The 24,266-nt window shown below is 45.8% G+C and carries 28 protein-coding genes and 1 pseudogene; 25 read left to right on the forward strand and 4 right to left on the reverse strand.

What is annotated here, in order from left to right:
• The first annotated feature begins 192 nt into the window (after window positions 1–192).
• From Q369_RS0102350 to Q369_RS0102385, 8 genes are all read left to right on the forward strand, one after another.
• Entirely contained in the window at window positions 193–570 is a 378-nt protein-coding gene (locus tag Q369_RS0102350) for a hypothetical protein (protein ID WP_031526124.1), read from the forward strand.
• Window positions 571–674: 104 nt separating this feature from the next.
• Window positions 675–923 (forward strand): DUF6364 family protein, encoded by a 249-nt coding sequence (locus tag Q369_RS0102355; protein WP_031526125.1) that lies wholly within the window; start codon window positions 675–677, stop codon window positions 921–923.
• A 4-nt stretch (window positions 924–927) separates the two neighbouring features.
• Window positions 928–1,338, forward strand: a complete 411-nt coding sequence (locus tag Q369_RS0102360) for a type II toxin-antitoxin system VapC family toxin (RefSeq protein WP_031526126.1) — start codon at window positions 928–930, stop codon at window positions 1,336–1,338.
• Between the two features lie 73 nt (window positions 1,339–1,411).
• On the forward strand, window positions 1,412–2,524 hold the full coding sequence (locus Q369_RS0102365) for a Gfo/Idh/MocA family protein (RefSeq protein ID WP_031526127.1): 1,113 nt from the start codon (window positions 1,412–1,414) through the stop codon (window positions 2,522–2,524).
• Between the two features lie 25 nt (window positions 2,525–2,549).
• Window positions 2,550–3,545 (forward strand): glycosyl hydrolase family 18 protein, encoded by a 996-nt coding sequence (locus Q369_RS0102370; RefSeq protein ID WP_051663869.1) that lies wholly within the window; start codon window positions 2,550–2,552, stop codon window positions 3,543–3,545.
• Window positions 3,546–3,607: 62 nt separating this feature from the next.
• Window positions 3,608–3,952, forward strand: a complete 345-nt coding sequence (locus Q369_RS0102375) for a type II toxin-antitoxin system RelE/ParE family toxin (RefSeq protein ID WP_031526129.1) — start codon at window positions 3,608–3,610, stop codon at window positions 3,950–3,952.
• Window positions 3,949–4,248 (forward strand): helix-turn-helix domain-containing protein, encoded by a 300-nt coding sequence (locus Q369_RS0102380; protein WP_031526130.1) that lies wholly within the window; start codon window positions 3,949–3,951, stop codon window positions 4,246–4,248. Before Q369_RS0102375 ends, Q369_RS0102380 begins: the two co-directional genes overlap by 4 nt.
• A gap of 196 nt (window positions 4,249–4,444) precedes the next feature.
• Complete coding sequence (locus tag Q369_RS0102385) at window positions 4,445–5,641, forward strand: IS256 family transposase (protein WP_031526131.1); 1,197 nt, start codon at window positions 4,445–4,447, stop codon at window positions 5,639–5,641.
• A 144-nt stretch (window positions 5,642–5,785) separates the two neighbouring features.
• Here Q369_RS0102385 and Q369_RS0102390 read toward each other — a convergent pair whose 3' ends face one another.
• Complete coding sequence (locus Q369_RS0102390) at window positions 5,786–6,001, reverse strand: helix-turn-helix transcriptional regulator (RefSeq protein ID WP_031526132.1); 216 nt, start codon at window positions 5,999–6,001, stop codon at window positions 5,786–5,788.
• A gap of 111 nt (window positions 6,002–6,112) precedes the next feature.
• Between Q369_RS0102390 and Q369_RS0102395 the strand changes: the two genes are divergently transcribed.
• The 14 genes and pseudogenes from Q369_RS0102395 (at window position 6,113) to Q369_RS0102460 (ending at window position 17,551) form a co-directional block, all read left to right on the forward strand.
• On the forward strand, window positions 6,113–6,337 hold the full coding sequence (locus Q369_RS0102395; RefSeq protein ID WP_031526134.1) for a SymE family type I addiction module toxin: 225 nt from the start codon (window positions 6,113–6,115) through the stop codon (window positions 6,335–6,337).
• A gap of 127 nt (window positions 6,338–6,464) precedes the next feature.
• Window positions 6,465–7,260: pseudogene (locus Q369_RS27480) on the forward strand (penicillin-binding transpeptidase domain-containing protein).
• Window positions 7,261–7,367: 107 nt separating this feature from the next.
• Window positions 7,368–7,913 (forward strand): DUF6934 family protein, encoded by a 546-nt coding sequence (locus Q369_RS0102405; RefSeq protein WP_031526135.1) that lies wholly within the window; start codon window positions 7,368–7,370, stop codon window positions 7,911–7,913.
• Window positions 7,914–7,928: 15 nt separating this feature from the next.
• Window positions 7,929–8,105: a hypothetical protein gene (locus Q369_RS28960; RefSeq protein ID WP_157488010.1), complete on the forward strand. Its 177-nt coding sequence runs from the start codon at window positions 7,929–7,931 to the stop codon at window positions 8,103–8,105.
• A 268-nt stretch (window positions 8,106–8,373) separates the two neighbouring features.
• A complete protein-coding gene (locus tag Q369_RS29800; protein WP_374754340.1) occupies window positions 8,374–8,793 on the forward strand; it encodes an SDR family NAD(P)-dependent oxidoreductase in 420 nt (139 codons plus the stop codon).
• Complete coding sequence (locus tag Q369_RS29805) at window positions 8,763–9,260, forward strand: SDR family NAD(P)-dependent oxidoreductase (protein WP_374754341.1); 498 nt, start codon at window positions 8,763–8,765, stop codon at window positions 9,258–9,260. Before Q369_RS29800 ends, Q369_RS29805 begins: the two co-directional genes overlap by 31 nt.
• 82 nt (window positions 9,261–9,342) lie before the next feature.
• Window positions 9,343–10,149, forward strand: coding sequence for a helix-turn-helix domain-containing protein (locus tag Q369_RS0102420; protein WP_031526136.1), 807 nt, complete (start codon window positions 9,343–9,345; stop codon window positions 10,147–10,149).
• Window positions 10,150–10,302: 153 nt separating this feature from the next.
• The gene (locus Q369_RS0102425) at window positions 10,303–11,142 is read left to right on the forward strand and encodes an SMP-30/gluconolactonase/LRE family protein (RefSeq protein ID WP_229206716.1); all 840 of its coding nucleotides are present in this window, start codon (window positions 10,303–10,305) and stop codon (window positions 11,140–11,142) included.
• A 138-nt stretch (window positions 11,143–11,280) separates the two neighbouring features.
• A complete protein-coding gene (locus Q369_RS0102430) occupies window positions 11,281–12,051 on the forward strand; it encodes a hypothetical protein (protein ID WP_031526138.1) in 771 nt (256 codons plus the stop codon).
• 90 nt (window positions 12,052–12,141) lie between these two features.
• Window positions 12,142–14,544 carry a TonB-dependent receptor gene (locus tag Q369_RS0102435; protein WP_031526139.1) on the forward strand — a complete coding sequence of 801 codons (2,403 nt, stop codon included), beginning with the start codon at window positions 12,142–12,144 and terminating at the stop codon, window positions 14,542–14,544.
• Between the two features lie 21 nt (window positions 14,545–14,565).
• Window positions 14,566–15,492, forward strand: a complete 927-nt coding sequence (locus Q369_RS0102440) for a DUF4249 domain-containing protein (protein WP_229206717.1) — start codon at window positions 14,566–14,568, stop codon at window positions 15,490–15,492.
• A 373-nt stretch (window positions 15,493–15,865) separates the two neighbouring features.
• Window positions 15,866–16,276 (forward strand): hypothetical protein, encoded by a 411-nt coding sequence (locus Q369_RS0102450; RefSeq protein WP_031526143.1) that lies wholly within the window; start codon window positions 15,866–15,868, stop codon window positions 16,274–16,276.
• Between the two features lie 105 nt (window positions 16,277–16,381).
• The gene (locus tag Q369_RS0102455) at window positions 16,382–17,074 is read left to right on the forward strand and encodes a DUF421 domain-containing protein (protein WP_031526145.1); all 693 of its coding nucleotides are present in this window, start codon (window positions 16,382–16,384) and stop codon (window positions 17,072–17,074) included.
• Window positions 17,075–17,149: 75 nt separating this feature from the next.
• Window positions 17,150–17,551 carry a DUF1398 domain-containing protein gene (locus tag Q369_RS0102460; protein WP_031526146.1) on the forward strand — a complete coding sequence of 134 codons (402 nt, stop codon included), beginning with the start codon at window positions 17,150–17,152 and terminating at the stop codon, window positions 17,549–17,551.
• 16 nt (window positions 17,552–17,567) lie between these two features.
• Here the strand turns inward: Q369_RS0102460 and Q369_RS0102465 are convergent, their stop codons facing one another.
• Window positions 17,568–18,581, reverse strand: a complete 1,014-nt coding sequence (locus Q369_RS0102465; protein ID WP_031526147.1) for a threonine aldolase family protein — start codon at window positions 18,579–18,581, stop codon at window positions 17,568–17,570.
• Between the two features lie 126 nt (window positions 18,582–18,707).
• Between Q369_RS0102465 and Q369_RS0102470 the strand changes: the two genes are divergently transcribed.
• Entirely contained in the window at window positions 18,708–18,890 is a 183-nt protein-coding gene (locus tag Q369_RS0102470) for a hypothetical protein (protein ID WP_031526148.1), read from the forward strand.
• A gap of 4 nt (window positions 18,891–18,894) precedes the next feature.
• On the opposite strand, the gene Q369_RS0102475 is transcribed toward Q369_RS0102470, so the two are convergent.
• The gene (locus tag Q369_RS0102475) at window positions 18,895–20,043 is read right to left on the reverse strand and encodes an FAD-dependent oxidoreductase (protein ID WP_031526150.1); all 1,149 of its coding nucleotides are present in this window, start codon (window positions 20,041–20,043) and stop codon (window positions 18,895–18,897) included.
• 158 nt (window positions 20,044–20,201) lie between these two features.
• A complete protein-coding gene (locus tag Q369_RS0102480; RefSeq protein WP_031526152.1) occupies window positions 20,202–22,520 on the reverse strand; it encodes a GH92 family glycosyl hydrolase in 2,319 nt (772 codons plus the stop codon).
• A gap of 116 nt (window positions 22,521–22,636) precedes the next feature.
• Here Q369_RS0102480 and Q369_RS0102485 point away from each other — a divergent pair, with 116 nt between their 5' ends.
• On the forward strand, window positions 22,637–23,485 hold the full coding sequence (locus Q369_RS0102485; RefSeq protein WP_031526153.1) for an MBL fold metallo-hydrolase: 849 nt from the start codon (window positions 22,637–22,639) through the stop codon (window positions 23,483–23,485).
• Between the two features lies 1 nt (window position 23,486).
• Window positions 23,487–24,260 carry a patatin-like phospholipase family protein gene (locus Q369_RS0102490; RefSeq protein WP_031526154.1) on the forward strand — a complete coding sequence of 258 codons (774 nt, stop codon included), beginning with the start codon at window positions 23,487–23,489 and terminating at the stop codon, window positions 24,258–24,260.
• The last annotated feature ends 6 nt before the right edge of the window (window positions 24,261–24,266 follow it).

The raw sequence follows: 24,266 nt of genomic DNA on the forward strand, positions 1-24,266 counted from the left end.
CATTAGACCGAATTTGAGTCCACCACATCAAAACATTTAATTGCTCATGAAAGATATCCGCCGCTCATTTACTTAGACCACCATTCCTGTACTTTGCAATACATAGTACTGGGTTTTACACCACCTTTGTTATGTCCTCAGGGACAAAAAAGAAAAACAAATCAAAACAACAGCCATAAACATAAATTAGCCATGAAAACTTCAATCAAAATTTTCGCATTAGCATTTGCATTCGTAGCAACTACTTTCACTGCCAACGCAGAGGACAAAGACGCTAAGAAAGCTGTGTTGGGAACAGGTATTTACCCAACTAAATCAGGTAAGATCAATGTGCTGGTCGACAAATCTAATGCAGAATCAAGCACTACGTTGTTGCTTAAAAACGAAAGTGGCGACGTTGTTTACCGCGAGACAGTTGGTAAAGGACAACAGAAATTCGGCCGTACCTTAAATCTGGACAACATGGAAGCTGGCCAGTACAAGCTGGACGTGATCAGCGGAAGTGAGGTTCAATCTAAAACTTTCCAGCTGTCAGAACAAAAAGTGGAACGCATCGTCACCGTCAAATAATTTACTTTTTAAGATTCAGATCAAGCTCCCGGGGTTCGCCTCGGGAGCTTTTTTTTGATTTGTACGTCCAAATAAATTATATTTAGACGTACAGACTCAAAAATATGGACACCAAGCTGACTTTAAGACTCGACACGGAAACCATTGAACGTGCAAAGAATTATGCGAGGACTAAAAAAGTGAGTCTATCGCATTTGATTGAAAATTATTTGAATTTCGTCACAACTGTCGACGAGCAGTCTTCTGATATAACACCGTTTGTAAAAAGTCTTTCCGGCGCAGTCACGCTGCCTGAGAAGTACGATGAAAAGGAAGCTTACCAAAAACACATACTAGAAAAATATTCGAAATAGCGATTTGGAAAAGGTTTTCGTTGACACTGATGTTTGTATCGACTTATTATCCGGACGGAAACCTTTCAATAGTTTCGCCGAGCGAATATTTACATTGGCAGAGCAAGGAAAAATTGAGATCTGTATTTCCGCACTTTCGATATCTAACATTCACTATGTTTTGCATGCCCAGTATGGTGTCAAAGAGCCGACGCTATTAATTGCGCGTTTCAGAACATTAGTTACGATATTATCCGTGAACAGTAAAGTAATAGATCGTGCTATTGCCTCCGGTTTTGCGAACTTTGAAGACGCAATTCAATACAATACGGCGATCGAGAATAGCATTCATGTGCTGATCACCAAAAATCTCAAGGATTATAAATTGGCAGAAATAAGAATAGTTACGCCAGAAGCTTATCTCGCCTTTTTATAAGGAGATACAACCTCTACACCCCTTTTTCAATGGAGCGCAAGTATTTATCAACAAAAAATAACACCCAATTACTATGGATTCTCGTCGTGATTTTTTGCAAAAAATAGGTTTTGGAATAGGTGTAACTGCATTGGCGGACCTGCCTGCGGCGGCGCGGGACTTGTATTCCGGACCAAAAGCCGACAAGCAGCTGCGTGTCGCGATTATGGGACTTGGCAGCTATGGAACACGCGTGGCAGATGCGATGAAAGATTGTAAAATGGCTACACTCGTTGGTGCGGTATCAGGTACTCCGGCGAAGCTGGAAGAATGGAAAAAGAAGTACAACATTCCTGAAAAGAACACTTACAATTACGAGACGGTCAGCAAGATCAAGGATAATCCGGATATTGACCTTGTTTACGTTTGCACACCTAACTCGCTGCATCACAAACATGTGTTGCAAATTGCCGCGGCTGGCAAACACGTACTTTGCGAAAAACCGGTAGCCGACAATGCGAAGCAAACGCGTGAAATGATAGCAGCTTGTGATAAGGCGGGGGTGAAATTTTACATTGGTTACCGCATGCATTTTGAGCCGCATACCCGCGAGCTCATCCGGATGCGCGAAGCCGGCGAGCTGGGCAAGATCATGCATGTGAACAATTATATGGGTTTCAAATCCGGCGATCCCAATCAATGGAGACTGAAAAAAGCTTTGGCTGGCGGCGGCGCGATGATGGACGTGGGCATTTATGCATTGAACGGCGCAAGATACGCGACGGGTGAAGAGCCGATTTGGGTAACAGCGCAGGAGACCAAAACCGATCCGGTGAAATTCAAGGAAGTGGACGAAACGATTATGTTCCAGCTGGGTTTCCCTAGCGGTGTAGTAGCGAGCTGCGGCACGACTTACAATTTCAATAACTACGAAAGATTGTACGTGATTGGCGAAAAAGGTTTTGTAGAACTCAGTCCCGCATTCAGCTACGGTCCGATTAAAGGTCGCACGCACAAAGGTCCGATGGACCAGCCCGTGATCACGCACCAAACGTTGCAAATGGACGGTATCGCTGACATTATTCTCAACAACAAACCCGACCCGAATGTAAGCGGGGCCGAAGGTTTGAAGGATATGATCGTCATCGACGCAGTTTATGAATCCATCCGCAAGGGCGGCGCGAAGGTTATGTTAGCGGGTAAATAACAAATTAAACTCATCAGGAATTACCATGAAATTTTCAAAGTTGTTCAAACAAGGCATCTCCGTTTTCATGGTGATTCTTGCATTTACTACCAGTTGCAGTAAGAAAAGCGTCACCGTTTCCAACGGCGCGGATGCAGACAACCGGTTCAAAGTAATCGGCTATTTACCCAATGGCAATAATCTACAAGCTGCTGCCAATCAGGTCGATTTCGCCAAAATCACGCATTTGTACATCGCCTTCATCAACCCCGACTCTTTGGGGAATCTTACGAGAACCGAAGGTTTGAAAGAAACGGCCGCGCTTGCCCATTCCAGAAATGTGAAGATTATGGCTTCCATCGGAGGCGGCGGTGCGCCGAAGTATTATCCTTCGTTTTTAATCGGAGAAAAGAAAAATAAACTGATCAAAGACCTGGTAAATCTTGCCGTTGACAACAATCTCGACGGCATCGATGTAGACTTGGAAGGTGAATTGATAGACGCGAACTACGAGAACTTTGTCGTGGACCTGGCAACTGCATTGAGACAGAAAAATAAGCTCATTACGGCCGCAATAGCCACTGTTTACAAGACCCAGTTCACCGACAAAGCCCTCGCCCAATTCGACTTGGTGAACATTATGTCCTACGACCGCACCGGACCCTGGCGCCCTGAGAAACCCGGTCCGCACGCCCCCTACTCAATGGCCGAAGAAGATCTTCAATACTGGTTGGAAACCCGCAAAATCCCCAAAGAAAAACTGACCCTTGGCGTCCCGTTCTACGGCTACGGTTTCGGCGGTACTGCTCCGGAAAGCATGTCTTACAAGAGCATTCTTCGTCAATATCCCGATTCCGTAAACCAGGATCAAATGCATTTAAATGGCGGGATGGTTTATTACAATGGGCTGCCAACGATCCGGAAAAAAACTGAGCTGGCCAAGGAGAAGGTAAGCGGAGTGATGATCTGGCAGTTGTTGCAGGATAGTACTGGGGTAAAGTCGCTGTTGGGGGAGATTGATGGGGTTGTGAAGGGGAGGTGAACCTTGCTAAATGTTACATTTAAGGTTAACTTTACATTACACACACACTAGATAGTTTAATAATGGAGAAGCATCGAGAGCTGGTTTACTTTCGGAATCATTTTGACGATTTTTATCGTAGCCAAACTCAAAAAGTTAGAGACAAGGTGGATTATGTAATCTATCTATTGATGCACTTCGATCGGGTTCCTGAAAAATTCTTAAAACACATAGAGGGTGAAAAGGGTTTGTATGAGCTACGAGTAGAGGTCGGCACCAATATATTTAGAATCTTTTGCTGTTTTGATAAAGGTAACCTCGTCATTCTTTTCAACGGATTTCAAAAGAAAACACAAAAGACACCGAGTGAAGAGGTTAGGTTGGCCGTGAAGCTAATGAACGAGTATTTTGACGGAAAAAACAAATGAATGCAAATCCAGAAATAACAACAGCTGAAGAGCATTTCACGCGCTATCATGGTGCGCCTGGAACAAAAGAGCGCGTGGAGTTTGAGTTAAAGGCGAAAGCCTTTCTGATCGGAGAGATTATCAAAGAAGAAAGACGAATAGCAAAATTGACGCAAGAGCAACTTGCTGATAAAATCGGAGCAAAAAAGAGCTTCATTTCTAGAATTGAGAATGGTCATACAGACATTCAGCTGTCAACTCTTTATCGAATTCTGGAAATTGGCTTAGGGAAGAAACTAGAATTCTCTGTGCATTGATCGATAAACCGGCTTTTTGGAAGATTGTATGAACAATGATGAAACATTTCCAAATTCGATCATCGGAAATCGCGAATGTATATATCAACGGGTTTTATCCTTACGATTGTTGATCGGAGACACTATCTCAAAATCTGTGTAAAGTTTAAATCGGGGTTTGTAACTCCGATTTTTTACTTTTAACAAAGCACAGTTTATGAGACCAGAAGATTTATTGACTGATGAGTTTTTAAAGCAGTTCAAGAGCCGCGACACGCTAAACGACTTTCTTGGCCAGTTACAGAAGCGGGGCATTGAGAAAATGCTGGAAGGAGAGCTGGATGGCCACTTGGGGTATGACAAACATGAACAGTCGCTCAATACTAACTCCCGTAATGGTTATGGAAAAAAGAGGGTTAAAACCAGCTATGGTGAGTCGGAAATACGTATGCCCCGCGACCGGGATGCCAGTTTTAATCCCATGATTGTTCCCAAGCGGGAGAATATGGTAGACGGAATTGAAGAGGTAATTGTGTCGCTGTATGCGAAGGGAATGAGCGTTGCTGATATCGAAGACCAGATCAGGGATGTTTACAATTTTGAGGTTTCGACATCAACTATCAGTCGCATCACTTCCAGGATAGTAGAAGACATTGTCAGCTGGCAGAACCGGCCTTTGGAACCTGTTTATTTGATAGTTTGGATGGATGGGATCGTCTTCAAAGTGCGTGAAAACAGCAAGGTAGTTAACAAGACAGTTTATATCGCCGTTGGGCTTAAACGCGATGGTTACAAGGAAATCTTAGGCATGTGGCTTGGCAAAAATGAGTCTGCTGCCTACTGGATGAGTGTTTTGACGGACATGAAAGCACGCGGATTACAAGATATTCTGATCACGGCCACCGACAATCTCAACGGCTTCACCCAAACAATCCGGTCTGTTTTTCCTGAATCGGCAACCCAGATTTGTGTAGTCCACCAGATCCGGAACAGTTGCCGGTATGTGGTCTGGAAAGATAAAAAGGAGTTCAGCCGCGATTTAAAAGACATTTACGGTGCTCCCACCCGACAGGCGGCCTTAGCTGCCCTGGATAGCCTTGAACTAAAATGGAACAGCAAATATTCCTATGCCATTAAAAGCTGGCGTGAGAACTGGGATGAGCTGACTGTCTTTTTTGATTTTCCATTAGAGATCAGGCAGATCATCTATACCACAAATCTCATTGAAAACCTGAATGGGAAAATAAGAAAGTACACGAAGAACAAACTGTCATTTCCGACTGATGAAGCAGTGATCAAATCGGTATATCTAGCTTTAAGAGAGGCTTCGAAAAAATGGACCATGCCCATCCGAAACTGGGGGATGATCCTGAATCAATTTTTAACTATTTTTGAAAACAGGGTCAGGCTTTAAGTCTTTCCCAACCCCGATTGAAAGTTTACACAGTTAATGCGATAGTCCCTGATCGGACGTATTGCATGGACTGAAATTGAAGAGTTGGTAGTGTCCCCGGTCTATCAGCGCAGCTAATAGATCCTTTGATCACACGCACATCAATCATACTTGGACCAACTCTTCCAAACGGGTTTCCAGCGCCGTCGCAATCTCATACAACGTATAAAGCGAAGGCGAAACTTTTCCATTCTCTATCCTTTCTATTGATTGCCTGTCTTTTTCACAAGCCCGGGCAAGATCTGACTGACTCCAACCTTTTTCTGTCCGAAGTTGGATGATTCTTTTTCCTACTAATTTTTGAAGCTCTGTTTTTTCCACGACACAAGCTGTCGCATTGACGGAAAAAAGATGTCATCACATGTGTTTACATTTCAGAATTTACTCTACATTTACTGTAAACATTTGTGATGACAAACAGATCTCTTATTGATGAATAAATTCAAAGAACGCCGACTAAAAATCTATCCCAAATTCCAGCAGACTTCTCAATGGAACTTCAAGTTCGTTCCCGAAATCCGTCTTTGTGGAAAATGGCTGGAAGATTTGGGCTTTGATTGTGGCGAGCACATTACAGTGCGGATGGAAGACGATAAGTTGATTATTGAGCCTGCGGGGGAATTGAGGAGAAATCCTCAATTGGAGATCTGGGATTGACTTCCTGTAACCATTAGTCACATTATACTTATTAGTAAGTGCTACAGAGAAACACATTCCATATTAAAGCTTATTAATGATCGAAGAAACAATTTATATTCATCAATCTATAGCAACCAACATCCTGATGCAAACGGTTACACATACTCTTTTCCTTCTGCTCCTCTCCCTCGCCACTCTCGCACAGGACCTTACCACTCCATTCAAGTCCTGCAACCTTACCGGCAGCATCACCATTTACGATCACAAAAAGGGAAAATGGCTGACGAATGATGAAATGGATTCACGTCAGGAGACGCAGCCCGCTTCTACATTCAAGATCATCAACCTGCTCATCGCGCTCCAAACAGGTGGTGATTCAAGATGAAAACGAGATCGTCAAGTGGCCAGGTTCGACCGACACGACGCTGTATGGTTACCGGCCAGAAATATACCATGATATTTCTGTCAAAGAAGCATTTGAGGAGTCAGCTGGATGGGCGTTTATTGAACTGGCAAAAAGGATCGGCCGGGAACGATACCTGCATTACCTGAAAGCTGCCAAATACGGGAATAATATCCTGTCAGAAAAAGGCGACGACTTTTGGAATTTCGGGGCCTTCGGTGTTTCACCTCGCAATCAAGTTGCCTTTCTCGAAGCGGTTTACGCTGGAAAAGTGCCATTTTCAAAGCGGAATCTTGACATTCTTAAAAAGGTAATGATCAATGAACAAACTGCCGATTACACGCTCCGCGCCAAAACCGGCTGGACGCGCGTCGATGGAAATGACATTGGATGGTGGGTTGGCTATGTGGAACGGAAAGATAATGTGTATTTCTTTGCGACGCGGGTAAGTAAGAAACGAAGTACTGTAAATGCGGAGTTTGGAAATTGCCGGAAGACAATCACCAGGGAAGTGTTGCGGCAGCTTGGCGCGCTTTAAATCCGGAATGAAGCCGGACGATCATTTTGCAATTGCCTTCTGCTAATCGAAGACAAAGAAGTTAAAACGCCTTCCTAACTTTTGCCAATTCATGTAACATCTTCTGAATGGCAAACTTGTCCGATGCTTATAGGATTCAGGAAATCAAATTACCGGTTGGATATAAATTCATGTTTACGAGCAAAGGCTCTGCTACTATAATTAAGGCTGTGCAGTACACTTTTATCGAAAAGTTTGAAGGTAAAAATGTATATAACCTTGGGTTTGGAGATTATGATCCGCAATCAGACGACATTATTGATCAGGCAAAGTCTAACAATGGCGATGCATACAAGGTATTTCGAACCGTTCTCTCTACCATTCCACCATTCTTTGAAAATTTCCCGGAAGCAATCATCATGGTGCAGGGAAGCGACAGCAGTACAGACTTCGCAGAGAGATGCAGGGAAACATGCATGAAACGCTGCACCAAAACTTGCCGTAAGTTTAATCAGCGAATCACGCTTTATCGCGGTTACGTTGAGAAAAACTTTCAGGTACTGGGTTTACACTACTGGTTTTTAGGTGGATTTTTAAAAGAAAACAGCAGCCTTATAACTGAGCTTTATATACCAGGACGCTTGTATGATGCCATTCTCTTTTTTAAAAAATAACTGTAACTTTAAAACATGGAAACAAAAGAAAAATATACATCTAACATTCCAAATGACCCGGAAGAGCAAGCCGAGTTTTTGCGGCAGTTACTGATAAAAATAGGTGACCGTGACCTCTTTCCAAAGAAAACAGCCCGAGCCAGGCAGTTTCTGGAAGGTCTTGAAAAAAGCCAACAGAGGTTAATTCCATAGTTATTGAGGTGCCACATGCGGCACCTTTTTTATTTTGCTTGCCAGCTTGACTTTTAACCGCCTTAGTGTTTTTTGCCACGAATGCACGAAAGTGCACGAACGTTTAAATTAGTGTTTGCAGGAGAAAATGTCAGTTGTGTTCCTTTGTAAATCACCGGACTGCTGCAATCATCTGAGCTTTTCAACAAACCAAATTTGAGCTTTTCAGCAAAGCTCACCCATCCATTTCCGCCGAACTTTGCTATCGTTAATTCAAAAAGAAAATACGATGACAAAGGTTTGGTTTATTACAGGCAGCTCCCGTGGATTGGGAAAAAGCCTCACAGCAGCACTACTTGCAAGCGGCGATAAAGTGGCTGCGACTGCCCGAAATACAGAACAACTAGAAGAGTTAGTCCACCGGTATCCAGACCAGATTTATCCGATACAGCTGGATGTAACGGACAAGGAACAGATCTACGCTGCGGTGGCCGACGCTGTTCAGCATTTTGGAAGAATTGACGTGCTGGTGAATAATGCAGGTTTCGGCATCACCGGAGCGGCAGAAGCATTTACCGATGAACAGGTTCAAAGTCAGCTGAATACTAATCTGTACGCACCCATTGAAGTAACCCGTGCCGTGCTTCCGCACATGCGTAAACAACGATCCGCCGCATTTTGCAGATCAGCTCCATCGGCGGACGTGTAGGTGGCGCCGGGCTGACAATGTATCAGGCCGCCAAATTCGGACTGGCAGGATTTAGCGAGGCATTATCCAAGGAAGTAGCGCCGCTGAATATCAAAGTGACATGCATTGAACCAGGCGGATTCCGCACGGATTGGGCAGGTGCTTCCATGAGCTATGCGCCTGAGATAGAAGACTATAAACAAACAGTAGGTGGAATCCAGAAATTTCTCGCAAGCGGCGCATTCATCCCAGTGGGCGATCCTGACAAGGCTGCAAAAGTAATGGTGGATGTAGCCAATCACCCCGAGCCTCCGCTGCATCTGGTGCTTGGAAGTGAGGCGGTCGGTATTTTACAGCGCGCCGACGCGACCCGGCAGGCGGAACTCGAAAGGTGGATGCAGGTAAGTCTTTCCACAGATCACGATGAATCTGAGAACTTCTTTGAATCAGAAGCCGGCAAGGTTTATCAGACAATGAAGGGTATTTAGTCAAATTGCATTTGAAACCGAAAACAGCATTGCAGAACAATTCGCGCCTGCAATGCTGTTTCTTTGATATAATTCGATACTGATGATCGAGCCGGTTCAAGATTCCAAAATACCGCCCATTGTGTATTCCTGCTACCATTCGAGGAGCCGCGAAGGCGAACAGTTTGTTCAGGAACATGTTTTCAGCTTCCAGATTGCTGGCTCCCTGGTGCTCAATGATGGGCGTAGCGAGTACCAAAGCAACGAAGGAGATTTCAGATTGAGCAGGAGAAACAGTCTGATCAAGTTCAGTAAGTATCCACCTGAAAATGGCGATTTCAAAGCGATCTCTATCTTTTTCGATCAGCCAACGTTGCGCAATTTCAGTCTGGAATATGGTTACCGCGCAGAACCGCACCAGCGGAACGAATCGGTGATAGAATTGCATTCCGACAAGCTGCTGAAAAGCTTTATCGACTCGCTTATCCCCTATTACGAGGCGAGTCAGCCCGATAATCCAAATTTGGTAGCTTTGAAATTGCGCGAGGCATTGCTGGTTTTGTTACAAACAAATCCGCATTTGAAAGACATTCTGTTTGATTTCACCGAGCCGGGCAAAATTGACCTGGAAGGTTTTATGAACCAGAACTTTCATTTTAATGTGCAGCTGAAACGCTTCGCCTACCTCACAGGAAGAAGCCTGGCGACATTCAAGCGTGATTTCGAAAAGATCTTCCACATTTCACCCAGTCGCTGGCTTGTGCAGCGCAGGCTGCAGGAAGCTTATTACCTCGTTAAAGAAAAAGGAAAAGCGCCTTCGGATGTGTACCTCGAAATTGGTTTTGAAGACCTCTCGCACTTTTCGTTCGCATTCAAAAAAGCCTACGGCGTCGCTCCGTCCAGGATTTGATAAGTAAGGAAACAGCGCATACCGACTTTTTAGAACATTGCCGAAGCAACTCAACCCGGCATTGTTTTTACTATGAAACGAACAGCAGGTATATTTTCTATTTTCTCGGGATTAACAGCATTGTTCATTCCGGTTTTACTTTCAGCACAAATCATGGATTCAAAATCAATAGTAGCCCCGGGCGCACAGGTCGAGAAACTAGGTGACGGGTACAAATTCACGGAAGGACCCACTCCCGATAAAGACGGAAATGTATTCTTTACTGATCAGCCCAACAACAAAATCATTCGCTGGGATGCAGAAACAGGCAAATTCTCCGTTTTTTCTGATAATCCCGGTCGAGCAAACGGAATGTATTTTGATCAAAAAGGGAATCTCGTGGCCTGTTCGGATGAGGACAATCAGGTGTGGTCTTTTGATAAGAATGGAAAAGCAACCGTGCTTGTCAAAGATTATGAAGGCAAGCTGCTGAATGGACCAAACGACCTCTGGATAGACGCAAAAGGCGGCATTTACCTGACCGATCCGCTCTACAAACGCGATTACTGGAAACGCGACCCTGCTATGCAGCAGGACGGCGAGCACGTTTATTATCTAACCCCGGATCACAAGAAATTGATACGTGTAGACGAGCACATCAAAAAACCAAATGGTATCATCGGCACACCCGACGGCAAAACATTATATGTCGCAGATATCGGCGACAACAAGACTTACAAATACGACATTCAGAACGACGGAACATTGACCAACAGGACGCTTTTTGTTTCAAAAGGTTCTGACGGAATGATCCTGGACGAGGAAGAAAACCTGTACATTACCGGGAAGGGAGTGACCGTTTTTGATAAAAAAGGTGAACAAATTGCGCACTTCCCGGTTCACAACGGCTGGACTGCAAATCTTTGTTTTGGAGGCAAAAACCGTGACTTGCTTTTTATAACCGCGGAGACCACTGTTTATGGATTAAAAATGAGGGTTAAGGGGGTGAAATGACTTCGGCTGTCGGCTTTCGGCAATCAACTTTAAGGGAGGCTCGAATGGGCCTCCTTTGCCGTTTACGAAGAATTTTGCTCACAGCTGCAACCTTCCTGTCTTTTCTTGGTTCTGGAAATAAAAAAATAATTGATTACCATGAACCAGCGATTCAAATCCTCTTTACACTTTGCAAAAGGCCTTCTTTTCACGGCCGCTTTCTCAATTTCTCTATTTGCCTGCCGGACTGCCGAGGTCGCGGTGAACAACCAGCTTAAAACCGAAACTGAAACTTACCAGGTAAAAGGCCGCCAGGGATTTCAGATCGGTCAGGTACTTTCTTTCGGTGACTACACAACCAGCAAGGTTAAGCGTGGGTGGACATTTAGCTATTCGCTTCCATTTATTGTCAAGTTCAATGGAGCCCGCGAAAAGATCAGCTTCCAGCAATTCGGTTTAAATGGCGCCTCTGCCGATGTAGCGCTTGTCAGCAGGTTTAAGGAAACCGAATACGAGCCTTTGGAAGATTACTTTTCTATTTCTCTTAAATACAAAAACTACTTTGCTGGAACAGTCAAAGTAGCAGAATCCGATGAATCCTGGGACTTTCTGGTCCACAATGTAGACGGAGCAAGCCGGAGTTTAGGTAAAAACAGCACAGTCGGCTTTGTACGCACGAATCGTACTAAAATAGAGATCGAAGGTATTCGCGAACTAGAAGGCTCCTCTTCGTTTTTGACCCAAAATGACGTTTACGGTTATCAATTTACATTGGACGGAAAGGTAGTGGCGGCAGTATCTACAATCAACAATGGAAAAGTCTGGTTTAAGAAGGATCTGGATTCAAATCTCAAACTTGTTCTGGCGAGTGTCTCTTCGGGGTTGATGTTACGGAACAATATGGAAGACAATGCGATAAGTATGAACTAAGAAGGAGCGCTGCGGCGGGCTGGTTATGCTGATACGTACCATAATATTAATTTTATCAGGTCGTTACAAAAGCGAACCAGCTCCCGCGCTATGCGATTTTTGTTTACTCCTCTTCTTTTTCTTCTCTCCATAGCTGCCCTGGCGCAGGAACGTATAACAATCAGCGGCTTCGTGAAAGAAAACGGAAGTCAGGAACAATTGCCAGGCGTGAATGTGTACATCGAGGATTCTCCTTACGGCACAGTTACCAACACATACGGATTTTACTCACTCACCCTTCCAAAGGCCGACTCTGCCAGTATTTCATTTTCTTTTGTCGGTTACGAAAAAGTAACCCGCCAGGTAAGCTTACGCCGCAATGCTGAGCTGGATATATTCCTTGCTACCATTACCCAGCTGGAAGAAGTGTTGGTTTCTGCAAGAAAGCAGGAAGATTATGTGAGCCGTGACGTGCAAATGAGCAAGGTGGAAATTCCCATTCAGCAGCTTAAAAAGATACCCGCTTTCTTTGGTGAAAAAGATGTACTCCGCGTTTTGCAGCTGATGCCGGGCGTTCAAAAAGGGACTGAGGGACAAACCGGCCTTTACGTACGCGGCGGCGGACCAGACCAAAACCTCATCATTCTCGACGACGCGGTAGTTTACAATGCCAATCACCTTTTCGGCTTTTTTTCCATATTCAACAGCGACGCATTGAAAAGCGTGGAACTGACAAAAGGCGGTTTTCCGGCGCGTTACGGGGGCAGGCTTTCGTCGGTCCTGGAAATGAATATGAAAGAAGGCAGCAAAGAAAAGCTGCACGGAGAAGGAGGAATCGGACTGATATCTTCAAGACTTACTTTGGAAGGCCCTATTTCAAAAGGTAAATCCTCTTTTCTGATCTCGGGAAGACGTACTTACATTGATATTCTGGCAGCTCCTTTTATAGCCCAGTCACAGCAGGGATCAGACAGCCAGGTAAAGCCTGGCTATTATTTCTATGATCTGAATGCGAAAATGAATTACGATCTGGGCTCGAAAGACAAGCTTTATATCAGCGGCTATTTTGGAAGAGACAAGTTCCACGCCAATGAAAAAAGCTCTGATTCTGAAACAAAGGCCGGACTCGCCTGGGGGAATGCAACTGCAACCATGCGCTGGAACCACGTACTTAATCAAAAGCTTTTCGTAAATACCTCCTTCATTTACAGCAATTTCGACTTCGGGGTTTCAAGTTATTCCAAAGAGATCAGCGGAAGCAATACGGATGAATTCAGCCTGGCTTACAGCTCAAAAATACGTGACCTGGGAGGTAAAATAGACTTTGACTTTTACCCGTCAACGAAGCACGCCGTGAAATTCGGCGGCCTTGCGACTTTCCACCGGTTTATACCTTCGGCACTCGCGATTGAAGGCTCATTTATCAATAATGCTATCGAACGCTCTGTCAGGCCGGTGAACTCGCTCGAAGCCGGCCTGTACATTGAAGACACCTGGCAGGCACTTGATGCACTTAAAATTAATGCAGGGTTCAGATTGAGCTCTTTTCAAACCGAGACCAAAAATTATATCAGACCGGAACCCCGGTTTTCAGCTGCATTAAGGTTGGCCAAAGATTTCTCGTTCAAAGCCTCCTATGCACAAATGAACCAATATGTACACTTGTTGTCCAACACCGGCCTTGGGCTGCCTACCGATCTCTGGGTACCTACTACCGACCGCGTGGCTCCCCAGCAATCCAGACAGGTAGCAGTTGGCTTTGCAAAGGACCTCGAAAAACCGGCTATTACATTAACGCTGGAAGGCTATTACAAGGCAATGGACAATATTCTCAACTACAAGGAAGGATCTTCTTTTTTGAGTTTCAATGGGGAAAATGCAAATGAGCTGAGCTGGGAAGAAAATGTTACTGCCGGCAAAGGCTGGTCCTATGGAACTGAATTTTTAATTCAAAAGAAAACAGGTCGGTTCTCTGGCTGGATCGGCTACACGCTGTCCTGGACTTACTGGAAATTTCCCGAGCTGAATTTCGGACGCACCTTCTTCCCACGCTACGACCGGAGACACGATTTGTCGGTTGTGGGAATTTACGAGCTTAGTAAACGCATTACCCTGAGTGCAACCTGGGTTTACGGTACCGGAAATGCATTGACGCTGCCTGTCGCCACTTATACAGGATTGAGGGACAATTTCATCCCGCGCGTGATGCCAGACGGACAAACCATAATCGACTATGGTGGCCGAGAAGTAAATGAATATGGACAAAAAAACAGCTATCGTGCTGAGCCTTTTCACCGCGGCGATGTCGCAATTCAGTTTCACAAAAAGAAAAAAAGACACGAGCGCACCTGGGAATTCGACGTTTACAATATCTACAACAGGCGCAATCCATTCTTTTACAATATCGACAGTGAAACGGTAACGGAAGGCCCATTCGTCAGGAACAAAAAAACATTGAAACGCTACTCGCTTTTCCCTATACTTCCTTCATTCAGCTATAATTTCAAGTTTTGATCTATGAAAATCAGCACTATAATGGCTTTAATAATGTGGATCGGCTTGTCTGCTTGCGAATCGCTGGTGACGGAAATTGACGATGCCGATTTACCCAAAACAGAATCCAAGCTAACAGTTCAGGCCTTTATTGCTCCTGAGAACCAGCGTACTTACGTAGTTGTCACCCAATCCCGCCCGCTTTTCGGAGCGCCAAATGCTACGCCTGGAATTATCCGTAATGCATCGGTCAAGCTTTCCGACGGAACCCGGGACGTAATCGTCCCGTTCGACTCAGCCAATAACCTTTATGTTATCGACAAACTCAGATTCCCTATTGAACCGGGTAAAACTTACAAGATTACGGTCTCCGATGAAAAGCGCACCGTGACCTCCTCTTGCGTAGTACCCCGTAAAGTGGCAGTACCCACAGACTTTGAACTGGATACAACCTATTCCAACTTCGGCGATACTACGCTGACATTGAAAATGAAATGGAATGACATTCCGGGAGAGCGCAACTATTATCGTGTAAGAGCATTCATTGATCTTGAATACAGCATTCCCGACGATCCGATTGCGACTGAGTACAAGGAGCGCCGGGTGCGAAACCGATTCAACGTGAGCTGGGAAGAGACGATCGGCCGCGATAACTTCCAAAGCGACGCTAACCTCGACGGAACCGTTTTTACCTCCCCGCGGGGTACATTGCGCCTGCCTGTTCCCCAGGGCTATGGCGCAGGCAGCGGACCTTACTTCACGGTATACCCGAATCCGAAGATCATCGCGATAATTATGGAGGTACTGAACACCGATGAAGATTATTACAGGTACCATAAGTCACTGGACAATGCGCGAAACGCCGATAATCCGTTTGTAGAGCCTTCGCTCGTGTTCACCAATATCGACGGCGGGCTAGGCTGCTTTGCAGCTTACCATACCGGACAGCTGGTTTACCGCCCGAAGTAAGTTCCTGTCGCTCCAAGGGCATTTTTCTTTCTACATTTTAAGACAAACTGAGGTCAAAGCACCTCAAAATGTACGTGTCAAATTTAAAATTTTGGCAAGATTTAGCTGTACAAAAACAATCTACAAACAACCGCAACCCGGCATTCGCAGGTTGTGAAAAGGACATTTGCGTAGCTGCGAAGGCATTTAACGCACTCGCAAATCACTAACCGGTGACATTGCGACTGCAAGGCATACTTTTTTCTGGTGAGGCCGTAAACAGCGCAGCGTTTTTAAAACAAACAGAATCACCTGCCTCTAAAAACAAAGAGGTTTAGAACATATACATATCGGGAGATATGATATCCCAATTATAACCTTAAACAAATTAGATATGGACTTGCAAGGAACGGATAAGGATCAAACCAAAAAGGAACATCCTTCCAATAAAAACATGTCAGAACCGGATACTCTGGTGGGGACGCTTGAAGATTTGAAAAAAGAGGGTTTCACATACGATTTCAACCTTACTGCACACGCGTTAGAAGTGCACAAGGAGGATGGAATTTGCCTGAACCTCTCGCCCGAGGATTTTGACATTGTTCAGGTTTACCGTTTTGAAGGTATGACAGACCCCGGAGATATGTCCATTGTTTATGCGATTGAATCAAAGGATGGTCTTAAAGGAACACTGATCAGCAGCTACGGGGTTTATGCGGATACTATGACGAATGAAATGATTAAGAAGCTGGATACAAGAAGTTCTCTGATCGTGCATCACGATGATGAAGATGTAGCGAATTAAAATCGCCAGTCACACTATACCTCGACTAAACAAGTGCAAAAAGATGTTACCTTACCCGTCAGGTGTAAAGTAACATCTTTTCATTTGCTCAAATCTTTCTGCTAAATGACGGAAATCCTGGAATGGGATCGGGTTTTGTTTAATGAACTCCCTCCCATTTTTTTGCTGGAAGTACTCCTGCGATCGACCGTGATGTTTGTCTTCCTGCTCGCTGCCCTGCGTATCACGGGTAAGCGGGGCGTAAGGCAGTTATCCATTTTCGAAACGGTCATCATTATCGCACTGGGCTCGGCAGCAGGTGACCCGATGTTTTATGAAGATGTAGGGATTATCCCGGCGCTGGTGGTATTCGCGACCATAATCATGCTCTATCGCCTTGTAACCTGGCTAACAGGCAAGAGTAAGTTTTTTGAAAAATTGATTGAGGGAAAAACCGTTTGCCTGATCAACGAAGGCAGGTTTTCGATCAGCGAATTTTCAAAGGAAACATTGGCACAGGATGAATTCTTCTCGGAACTGCGGTCAAAAAGCATTGAGCACCTGGGGCAGGTCAGGACAGCTTTGCTGGAACCTTCGGGAGAAGTGAGCATCTTTTTTTACAAAGACGAAGATGTGAAATACGGACTGCCGCTGTTACCGAATTTGTATTACAAGAAAAGCAAGACAGTTTTTAAAGACGGTTTTCATTCCTGTTCATTTTGCGGCAATACCGAAGAGCTAAAAGCAGGGACACATACCTGCCGGGTTTGTAAACGAGATGAATGGGTACCCTCACTCAATACAGCCAGAATCGCCTGATGACTGGCAAAAAGGCGCAAATAATAGCTGGCACAGCAATTTTAAAGGTTAGGAGTTAAATAAAAACACATAGCTATGGAAATGATTGAATTAACGGAAGAACTGATCAGGTCGGCAGAGCAGCGGTCGGCGGGACAACCTTATCCTTATTTTGTAAAGGCCCTGAAATCAATCGGGGTGGATAATTATGAGGTTAAAGTGAGAAACTACCAGCGTACCTATACTGCTGCGAATGGAGACAAGCTGATGATCCCGGGCGAACTTCCGGAATTTGAATGTGCGGAAGCTTTTGAACTGGAAGAAGTGAAGAAGGCAATTAAGCGCTCACAGGAAGGCGAAACCGATTACCCTACTTTCCTGCGCGAGATAGGCGCCGCAGGCATACATACCTACGTAGCCGATCTCACGGGAATGACGGTGATCTACCAGGGACCAAATTCTGAGTACGAATACGAGGAAACGATCCCCGAAGTATAGCCTGGCACGTTATCGTTCAGGCTGTTCTTTTTCTTAACTCTTCCAAATGCTGATCGGTAAAGTCAAGATGCGTTACAAAGCGCACCAGGCTTTTTCCAAAAGCAACAGCAAGAATATCCTTTTCAGCCAGATCCTTTACATACTCAGACTCGGACATTCCATCTGCCAGTCTGATGATAACGATATTGGTATCAACCGGAAAAACCTCCTCTACTTCCGGTTTAGCTGCAAACATTGCCCCAATCTCACGGGCGCGCAGGTGATCTTCTTTCAGGCGTTGGACGTGGTGATCCAGTGCATAAATTCCCGCTGCCGCCAGAAAACCTGCCTGGCGCCAGCCGCCGCCCATTACTTTACGAAACCGCCTTGCTTTTCGGATTACCTCTTTGGTCCCGATCAGCAATGAACCCACCGGACAGCCCAACCCCTTGGAAAGACAGATACTGATGCTGTCAAAAAGTTCGCCATATTCGGCCGGCTGCTCACCCGTTTCCACCAATGCATTGAAAAGCCGCGCGCCGTCGAGGTGCAATGGAATTCCTTTTGCATCACAAACATCCCTGATCGCACGGATTTCCTCCATAGCATAGTAACTCCCCCCGCCTTTGTTCATGGTATTTTCAAGCGAAACGAGGCGTGTTACCGTGGAATGTATGTCGTGCTCGTTGCTGATTGCATCTGCTACCTGGGTTGCTGTGAGCCTGCCCCTGTCGCCGTCCAGCAGCTTCACCGACGAAAGTGCATTGAGCATGATCCCGCCGCCTTCGTACAGGTAAATGTGGGAGTATTTGTCACAAATGACGTCACTGCCAGGCTGTGTGTGCGCACGAATCGCTAGCTGGTTCGTCAATGTACCCGACGCGCAGAACAATGCTTCTTCCATTCCAAATAGCTGTGCGGCTTTTTCCTGCAATGTATTCACGGTCGGATCATCGCCCATTACATCGTCTCCCACTTCCGCCGCCCACATTGCCTGCTGCATTTCCGGAGTAGGTTTGGTGACCGTGTCACTGCGTAAATCAATTTTCATTTTTAATAATTTCGAAAGTATTGTCCTCAACGAACGTTGCGAATTCAAATATCAACGAATAACGCAAGTAGTCATGATAAGTTGCGAATACTTTTAAACCGATATATTGCGTCTAAAATCTGAGATATGGAGTTTGAAGAATACCTTACCCTGAAAAAGATAGATCCGGCAGCATTCCAAAAGGAGGATAATGCCCGCTTTGAGGAGTGGCGCAGCATATTTGCCACAATGCACCCCGAGAGTTTTACGGCGCACAAAAAATTTCTGATCAACGAAATCAGAAGAAGATATCACGTGAAAGAGGAATAGCAGACTAGCCTTTCATATCCTCCATTACTTTCATTAAAATACCAACCGTTTTCTCGGTTTGCTCCTTGCTTGGCGTAGTGTCCCAGTTACCTACAATCCCATTGCTTCCAATGTAAATTCCGTCTTTGCGGGAAATGAAATTAGCTCCCTGGGTGTAAAGTTTGTAATTGACATCACTCTGCGGGATCAGGCAGGAAAGCTGGCCAGAAACCGGCGTAAGTTCTTCATCATTGAAAACAGGCTTGGCACCCAGCCCCATGCAGTTCACCACCACCTTTTCCGGCAATGCGTCAATATCTTCTAACCGTCTAATCTCCTGAATTTTCACTTCACCCCCAAACATGGTAAAATCCTGTAACTGGTGGCGCAGGTAAGTAGGGATATTGAACATGATGTTGGAGCGGCGCGTCACATAATCTGCTTTGAAAGGGTGCTCTTTGGCACTTAGCCGCACACGTTCCGGCAGCAAGCCTTCTATTTCGAAATCTTCACCGCCGGCTCCCGGCGTATACACAGGTGCCTGGTTGAAAACACCGTATTCCTCTGCCCAGCAGGCGATGTCGTTCATTCCGAGTAGGAACTGGAATCTCCGATGCGAAAACCGCGTTGCCTCTTCCCAGATCGCGTGGAATTCGGGCCTGGCTACCTTCTTGTCGCAAACCCGCGAAGCCGGAGACCAGGTACCTGTTGCCAGGTTGCTTGTGATATTGGGTGGAACATCTTTCGTGTAAATCGTCACTTCGCAGCCGCTTTCCTGCAAAAGCCGTGAAGTAGCAATGCCGACGGTACCGCAACCCAGGACGGCGACTTTCTTCTCCCCGGTTTTGAGCACATGGTTACGGGCAATATTGCCGGTACCCCACGAAAGCGACCAGCCGCTGCCTCCATGTCCGTAGTTATGCACAAGTGTTTTATTCCCAAGCTGCTCCACGTCAAGCCGGGGTCCCGATGCACGGAAGGGGCGAAGACCCACGGTTTCTTTCACAATTCGGTCCATTGAAAGCCTTAATTTAGGGATCTGATGGTAGCCACGGCTGATGTGAAAATGCTTGTCAGGATAATACTGCTGCGTTTTGGGAGCGCATGAAGCAGCAATGGTACCTAATGCAAAACTGGCTGGTATCGCTTTTTCAAAGAAATTTCGACGGTTCATCGGGTTGGAGTAAACAGGAATGATTGGGTGAAAATTAAAGACTAATGGCGATATTTACAAACAATGTATTGCCGGGCAACAGTAAGCCAGAATATTATTTCAGAATATCTCCTTTTATCCAAGTATTCCGTTAATTTATACCAAACAAACTTACCTTTTCACTTTCTTTCCGTGAGTGAAAAAGGAGCACTATCCGCGGCTGCTCCCCATTGGGTATTAGGCTTTTCGCCCATTTTTAGAACAAGTGTACCGCCTTTTACAATTTCATCGTGGGTGATGTAAGTACGATTAAAAGGTTTTCCATTGAAAGTCGCAGACTGGATGTAAGGGGCAGTATCTGATATGCCTTTTGCAATGACACTAAATTTCTTGCCCTTCGAAACGTCAATGGTTGTTTCCTCAAAAATCGGACTTCCAAGCACATACTGATTGATGCCGGGCGTAACGGGATAAAAGCCCATCATACTGAAAGCCAGCCACGCTGACATTTGTCCTCCATCTTCATTACCGCTTAGCCCGCCGATACTGGTATCATATTCATCTCGTATGATTTTGCGCGTCCTCTGCTGCGTTTTCCAGGGCTGTCCGGCAAATGCATATAAGTAAGCGATCTGGTGATTGGGCTCGTTGCCATGCCAGTAATGTCCCTGGTCAAAAAGCGTATCCAGCTTTCTGATGAGAGCTTCCCGACCTCCTATTATTTTCTGTAAACCTGCAATATCCTGCGGGACAAACCAGGTATACTGTGCAGGTGAACCTTCGGTGATAAAGCTGGCGCGTTTGGCAAAAGGATCGAAATCGCCTATCCATTGCCCGTCCGCGTAACGACCGCGCGCATAACCTGTGGACGGATCGATCACGTTTTTGTAATTAAATGCCCTTTTGCGAAGCATTTCGGCATCCTTTGTTTTTCCAAGCGCATTAGCCAGCTCAGAAAGGCAGAAATCATCGTAAGCATATTCCAGCGTCCGGGAAACCTGCTCGCGCTGGTGATACGCAAGCGGAACACTGTCTTCGAGCGGAACGTAATTGTATTTTAAATAGGATTCAAGCGCCCGGCGGCCTTTCCCCGATGCATAACTTTCAGGATCAGTATTAATTTCAAATGCGTTTTTACGTAATGCATTGTAAGCTGTATTTACGTCGAAATTACGGACGTTCTTACTATATGCATCAGCAATAACAGACAGCGCGTGGTCGCCCACCATTGCGGCGGTATAGTGGTTCCAGCACGGAAAAATAGGCATCCAGTTACCTTGTTCTGCTTTTTTCACAAGTGACTGCATCATATCCCCGGCCTTCGCAGGTTCGAGCAGAATACCAAGCGGCATAGCGCCCCGGAAACTGTCCCACAAGCTGAAATCACAGTAATAGTCAAACCCTTCCGCTTTTTGAACCGGAGTACCTCCCGCAAAAGAGGGATAACTTCCATCCACGTCAGAGAAGAGCCGCGGCAGCAGCTTGGTCCTGTATAGTGCGCTGTAAAAAAGTGTTTTGTCGTTTTCACTTCCTTTTACCTGAACCTTGCCAAGCGCTTCATTCCAGGCTTTTTCAGCCGATTTTCTTACAGTTTCAAAATCCGTGTTGCCGATTTCCTTTTCCAGGTTCTGCCTGGCACCTTCCACGCTGGTGAACGAAGTACCGATCTTCACAGTTACAGTCTGCACGCCATCTCCAAACCCTACGTAGGCGCCTAGCTTCTCTCCTTTACCCTGACCTTCGAGGGTCTTGCCTATCGGAGTGATCGTATCGGCCAGCCATACGCCCGACTGAAAAATCTTTCTATCAAATTTCATTACAAAATACCCGCTAAACCCTGCCGGCTCCCCCGCTCCCTGGTAGATCCGGTGAACCGGATTATAGCCTACCACCTCTCCTTTTTCCGGATTTACTTCCACAAACCCCTGGCCCTCGTCACTGTTTGGTTCAATGACAATGAAAGTTTCGCCTCCGCTCTCAAAGCTGAACCGCATGATCGCGGCGCGGGCTGATGCAGTTACCTCAGCATGTATTTTTTCGTCTTCCAGGTAAATCCCGTAATAATCCGGCGAGGTTTGTTCCTTTTCATGTAAAAAAGTACTGGCGCGCAATTCGGGTTTAGTGACCAGCTCCCCAGCCATTGGCATAATTGTAACCGTACCATAATCCTGAACGCAGGAGCCATTCAGCCAGTGAGTTCCCCGGAATCCCTGAAATTTATTGTCGGTATAATAGTAGGGAGCAATGCATTTTGTTTCTGTCGACCGCGTCTGGGCAGTCCATTGCGTCATGCCATTTGGCACACCGGCCGACGGGATTGTCTGTCCCTTCAACTCACTACCTGCTTCACTGTGCGCCCGTGCGCTTTCGGTGGTGGAGGGAGCAGTGCCGATCCTGGTATTTACGTATTGAACCGGTGTCTTTTGCGCGGATACTTGCGCGTAAAAACAAAGAGATGCCGGAAAGAGATAAAGAAATGGTAGCTTTTTAAAATGCATGTTAAGGCGCTTATTGGCTGTCAAAGTCGGAAGATCGAGAAAATAATGTTATGTTAGATCAACACAATACACTCGGACCTTCCCGTGAAGGACGATCAAAAATCGGTTCATCCCTTATGAATATCCATATCATCGATACAGGCTTTTTCAAACTTGACGGCGGGGCAATGTTTGGCGTCGTACCCAAATCACTCTGGAACAAACAGAATCCGGCGGATGAGAAAAATCTCTGCTCCTGGGCAATGCGCTGTTTGCTAATTGAAGACGGTGAAAAGCTGATCCTGGTTGATACCGGAATGGGCGACAAGCAAGACGCGCGTTTCTTCGGACATTATGATCTGCACGGCGATGCTACCCTGCTTGGTTCTATCCGGAGCAAAGGTTTTGAGCCAGCAGATATTACCGACGTGGTTCTGACGCATTTGCATTTTGATCACGTTGGTGGAGCTGTGCGTTTCAGTAAAGACTACACGAAACTCACGCCTACCTTTCCAAATGCAACCTATTGGTCCAATGAGGCACATTGGAACTGGGCTACCAACCCGAACCCGCGCGAGAAAGCCTCATTTCTTAAAGAAAACATACTCCCGTTGCAGGAAGCGGGGCAGCTTCGGTTTATCGAACACCAGGTATCCCCATTTTCGTCCATTAACTTTCTTTTTGTCGACGGCCACACCGAGCAGATGATGTTGCCCGTTATTTCGTATAAAGGCAAAAAACTGGTTTACGCAGCCGACCTGCTTCCTTCCTCCTTCCACGTGCCCATTCCGTGGATTATGAGCTATGATATGCGACCGCTGCAAACAATGGACGAAAAGCAGCTGGTACTTCAAAATGCAGCCGATGAGGAGCACGTGCTGATTTTCGAGCACGATCCGGTTTACGAAGCGGGCATTGTGGTACATACCGAAAAAAGGATCAGAATAGGTACGCGCGGACCTTTGAGCGACTTTATCGGCAATTAACATGAAGATTGGTTTGGTATTATCTGGCGGCGGCGCCCGTGGAATTGCGCATTTAGGTGTGATCCAGGCTTTACAAGAGCAAGGTATAAAGCCCGATATCATCAGTGCGACCAGCTCCGGCGCGTTTGTCGGCGCCATGATCGCCTATGGTTTCCCGCCCGCTGATATTCTCGATAAAATCGTCCAAACCAGCTTTTATCCCTATCTGCGGCCAGGTTTCGGCGCAAGTGGATTGTTGCAAATGAAACGTATCGAAACGGTGATTTGTCAGTACATTCCCGAAAACTCATTTGAATCACTTCAAATACCACTTGTAATTAATGCCACGGACATTGTCTCGGGGGAAGCAGTATTATTTCGGAATGGTGAACTTGCATTGCCGCTGCTCGCGTCCTGCTGCATTCCCGGCCTTTTCAGTCCGATCAGGGTAAACGGCCACGATCTTGTTGATGGCGGCGTACTCAATAACTTACCAGTCGAGCAGATTGAAGGCGAAGTTGACGCGATCATCGGCAGTCACTGCAATCCATTCAGTTTGAACAAACCCCTAAAAACAACCACCGAGATCGTTTACCGCAGCCTGATCCTGGCCATGCACACGAAAAACCGCGAGCGTTTCAAAAAGTGCAACCTGCTCATTGAGCCGCCTGCATTGAACCGCTTCGGGATTTTTGATTTCAGGAAAGCAAAGGAATTATTTGACGCAGGATATTCATATACAGCCGGGCTACTGCAAAGTGTTGATATCAGCAGGCTTAAAAACACATTAACCTAGTTAATT

Origin of the sequence: Dyadobacter crusticola DSM 16708, from assembly GCF_000701505.1 — a bacterium.
GTDB classification, from domain to species: Bacteria; Bacteroidota; Bacteroidia; order Cytophagales; family Spirosomataceae; genus Dyadobacter; species Dyadobacter crusticola.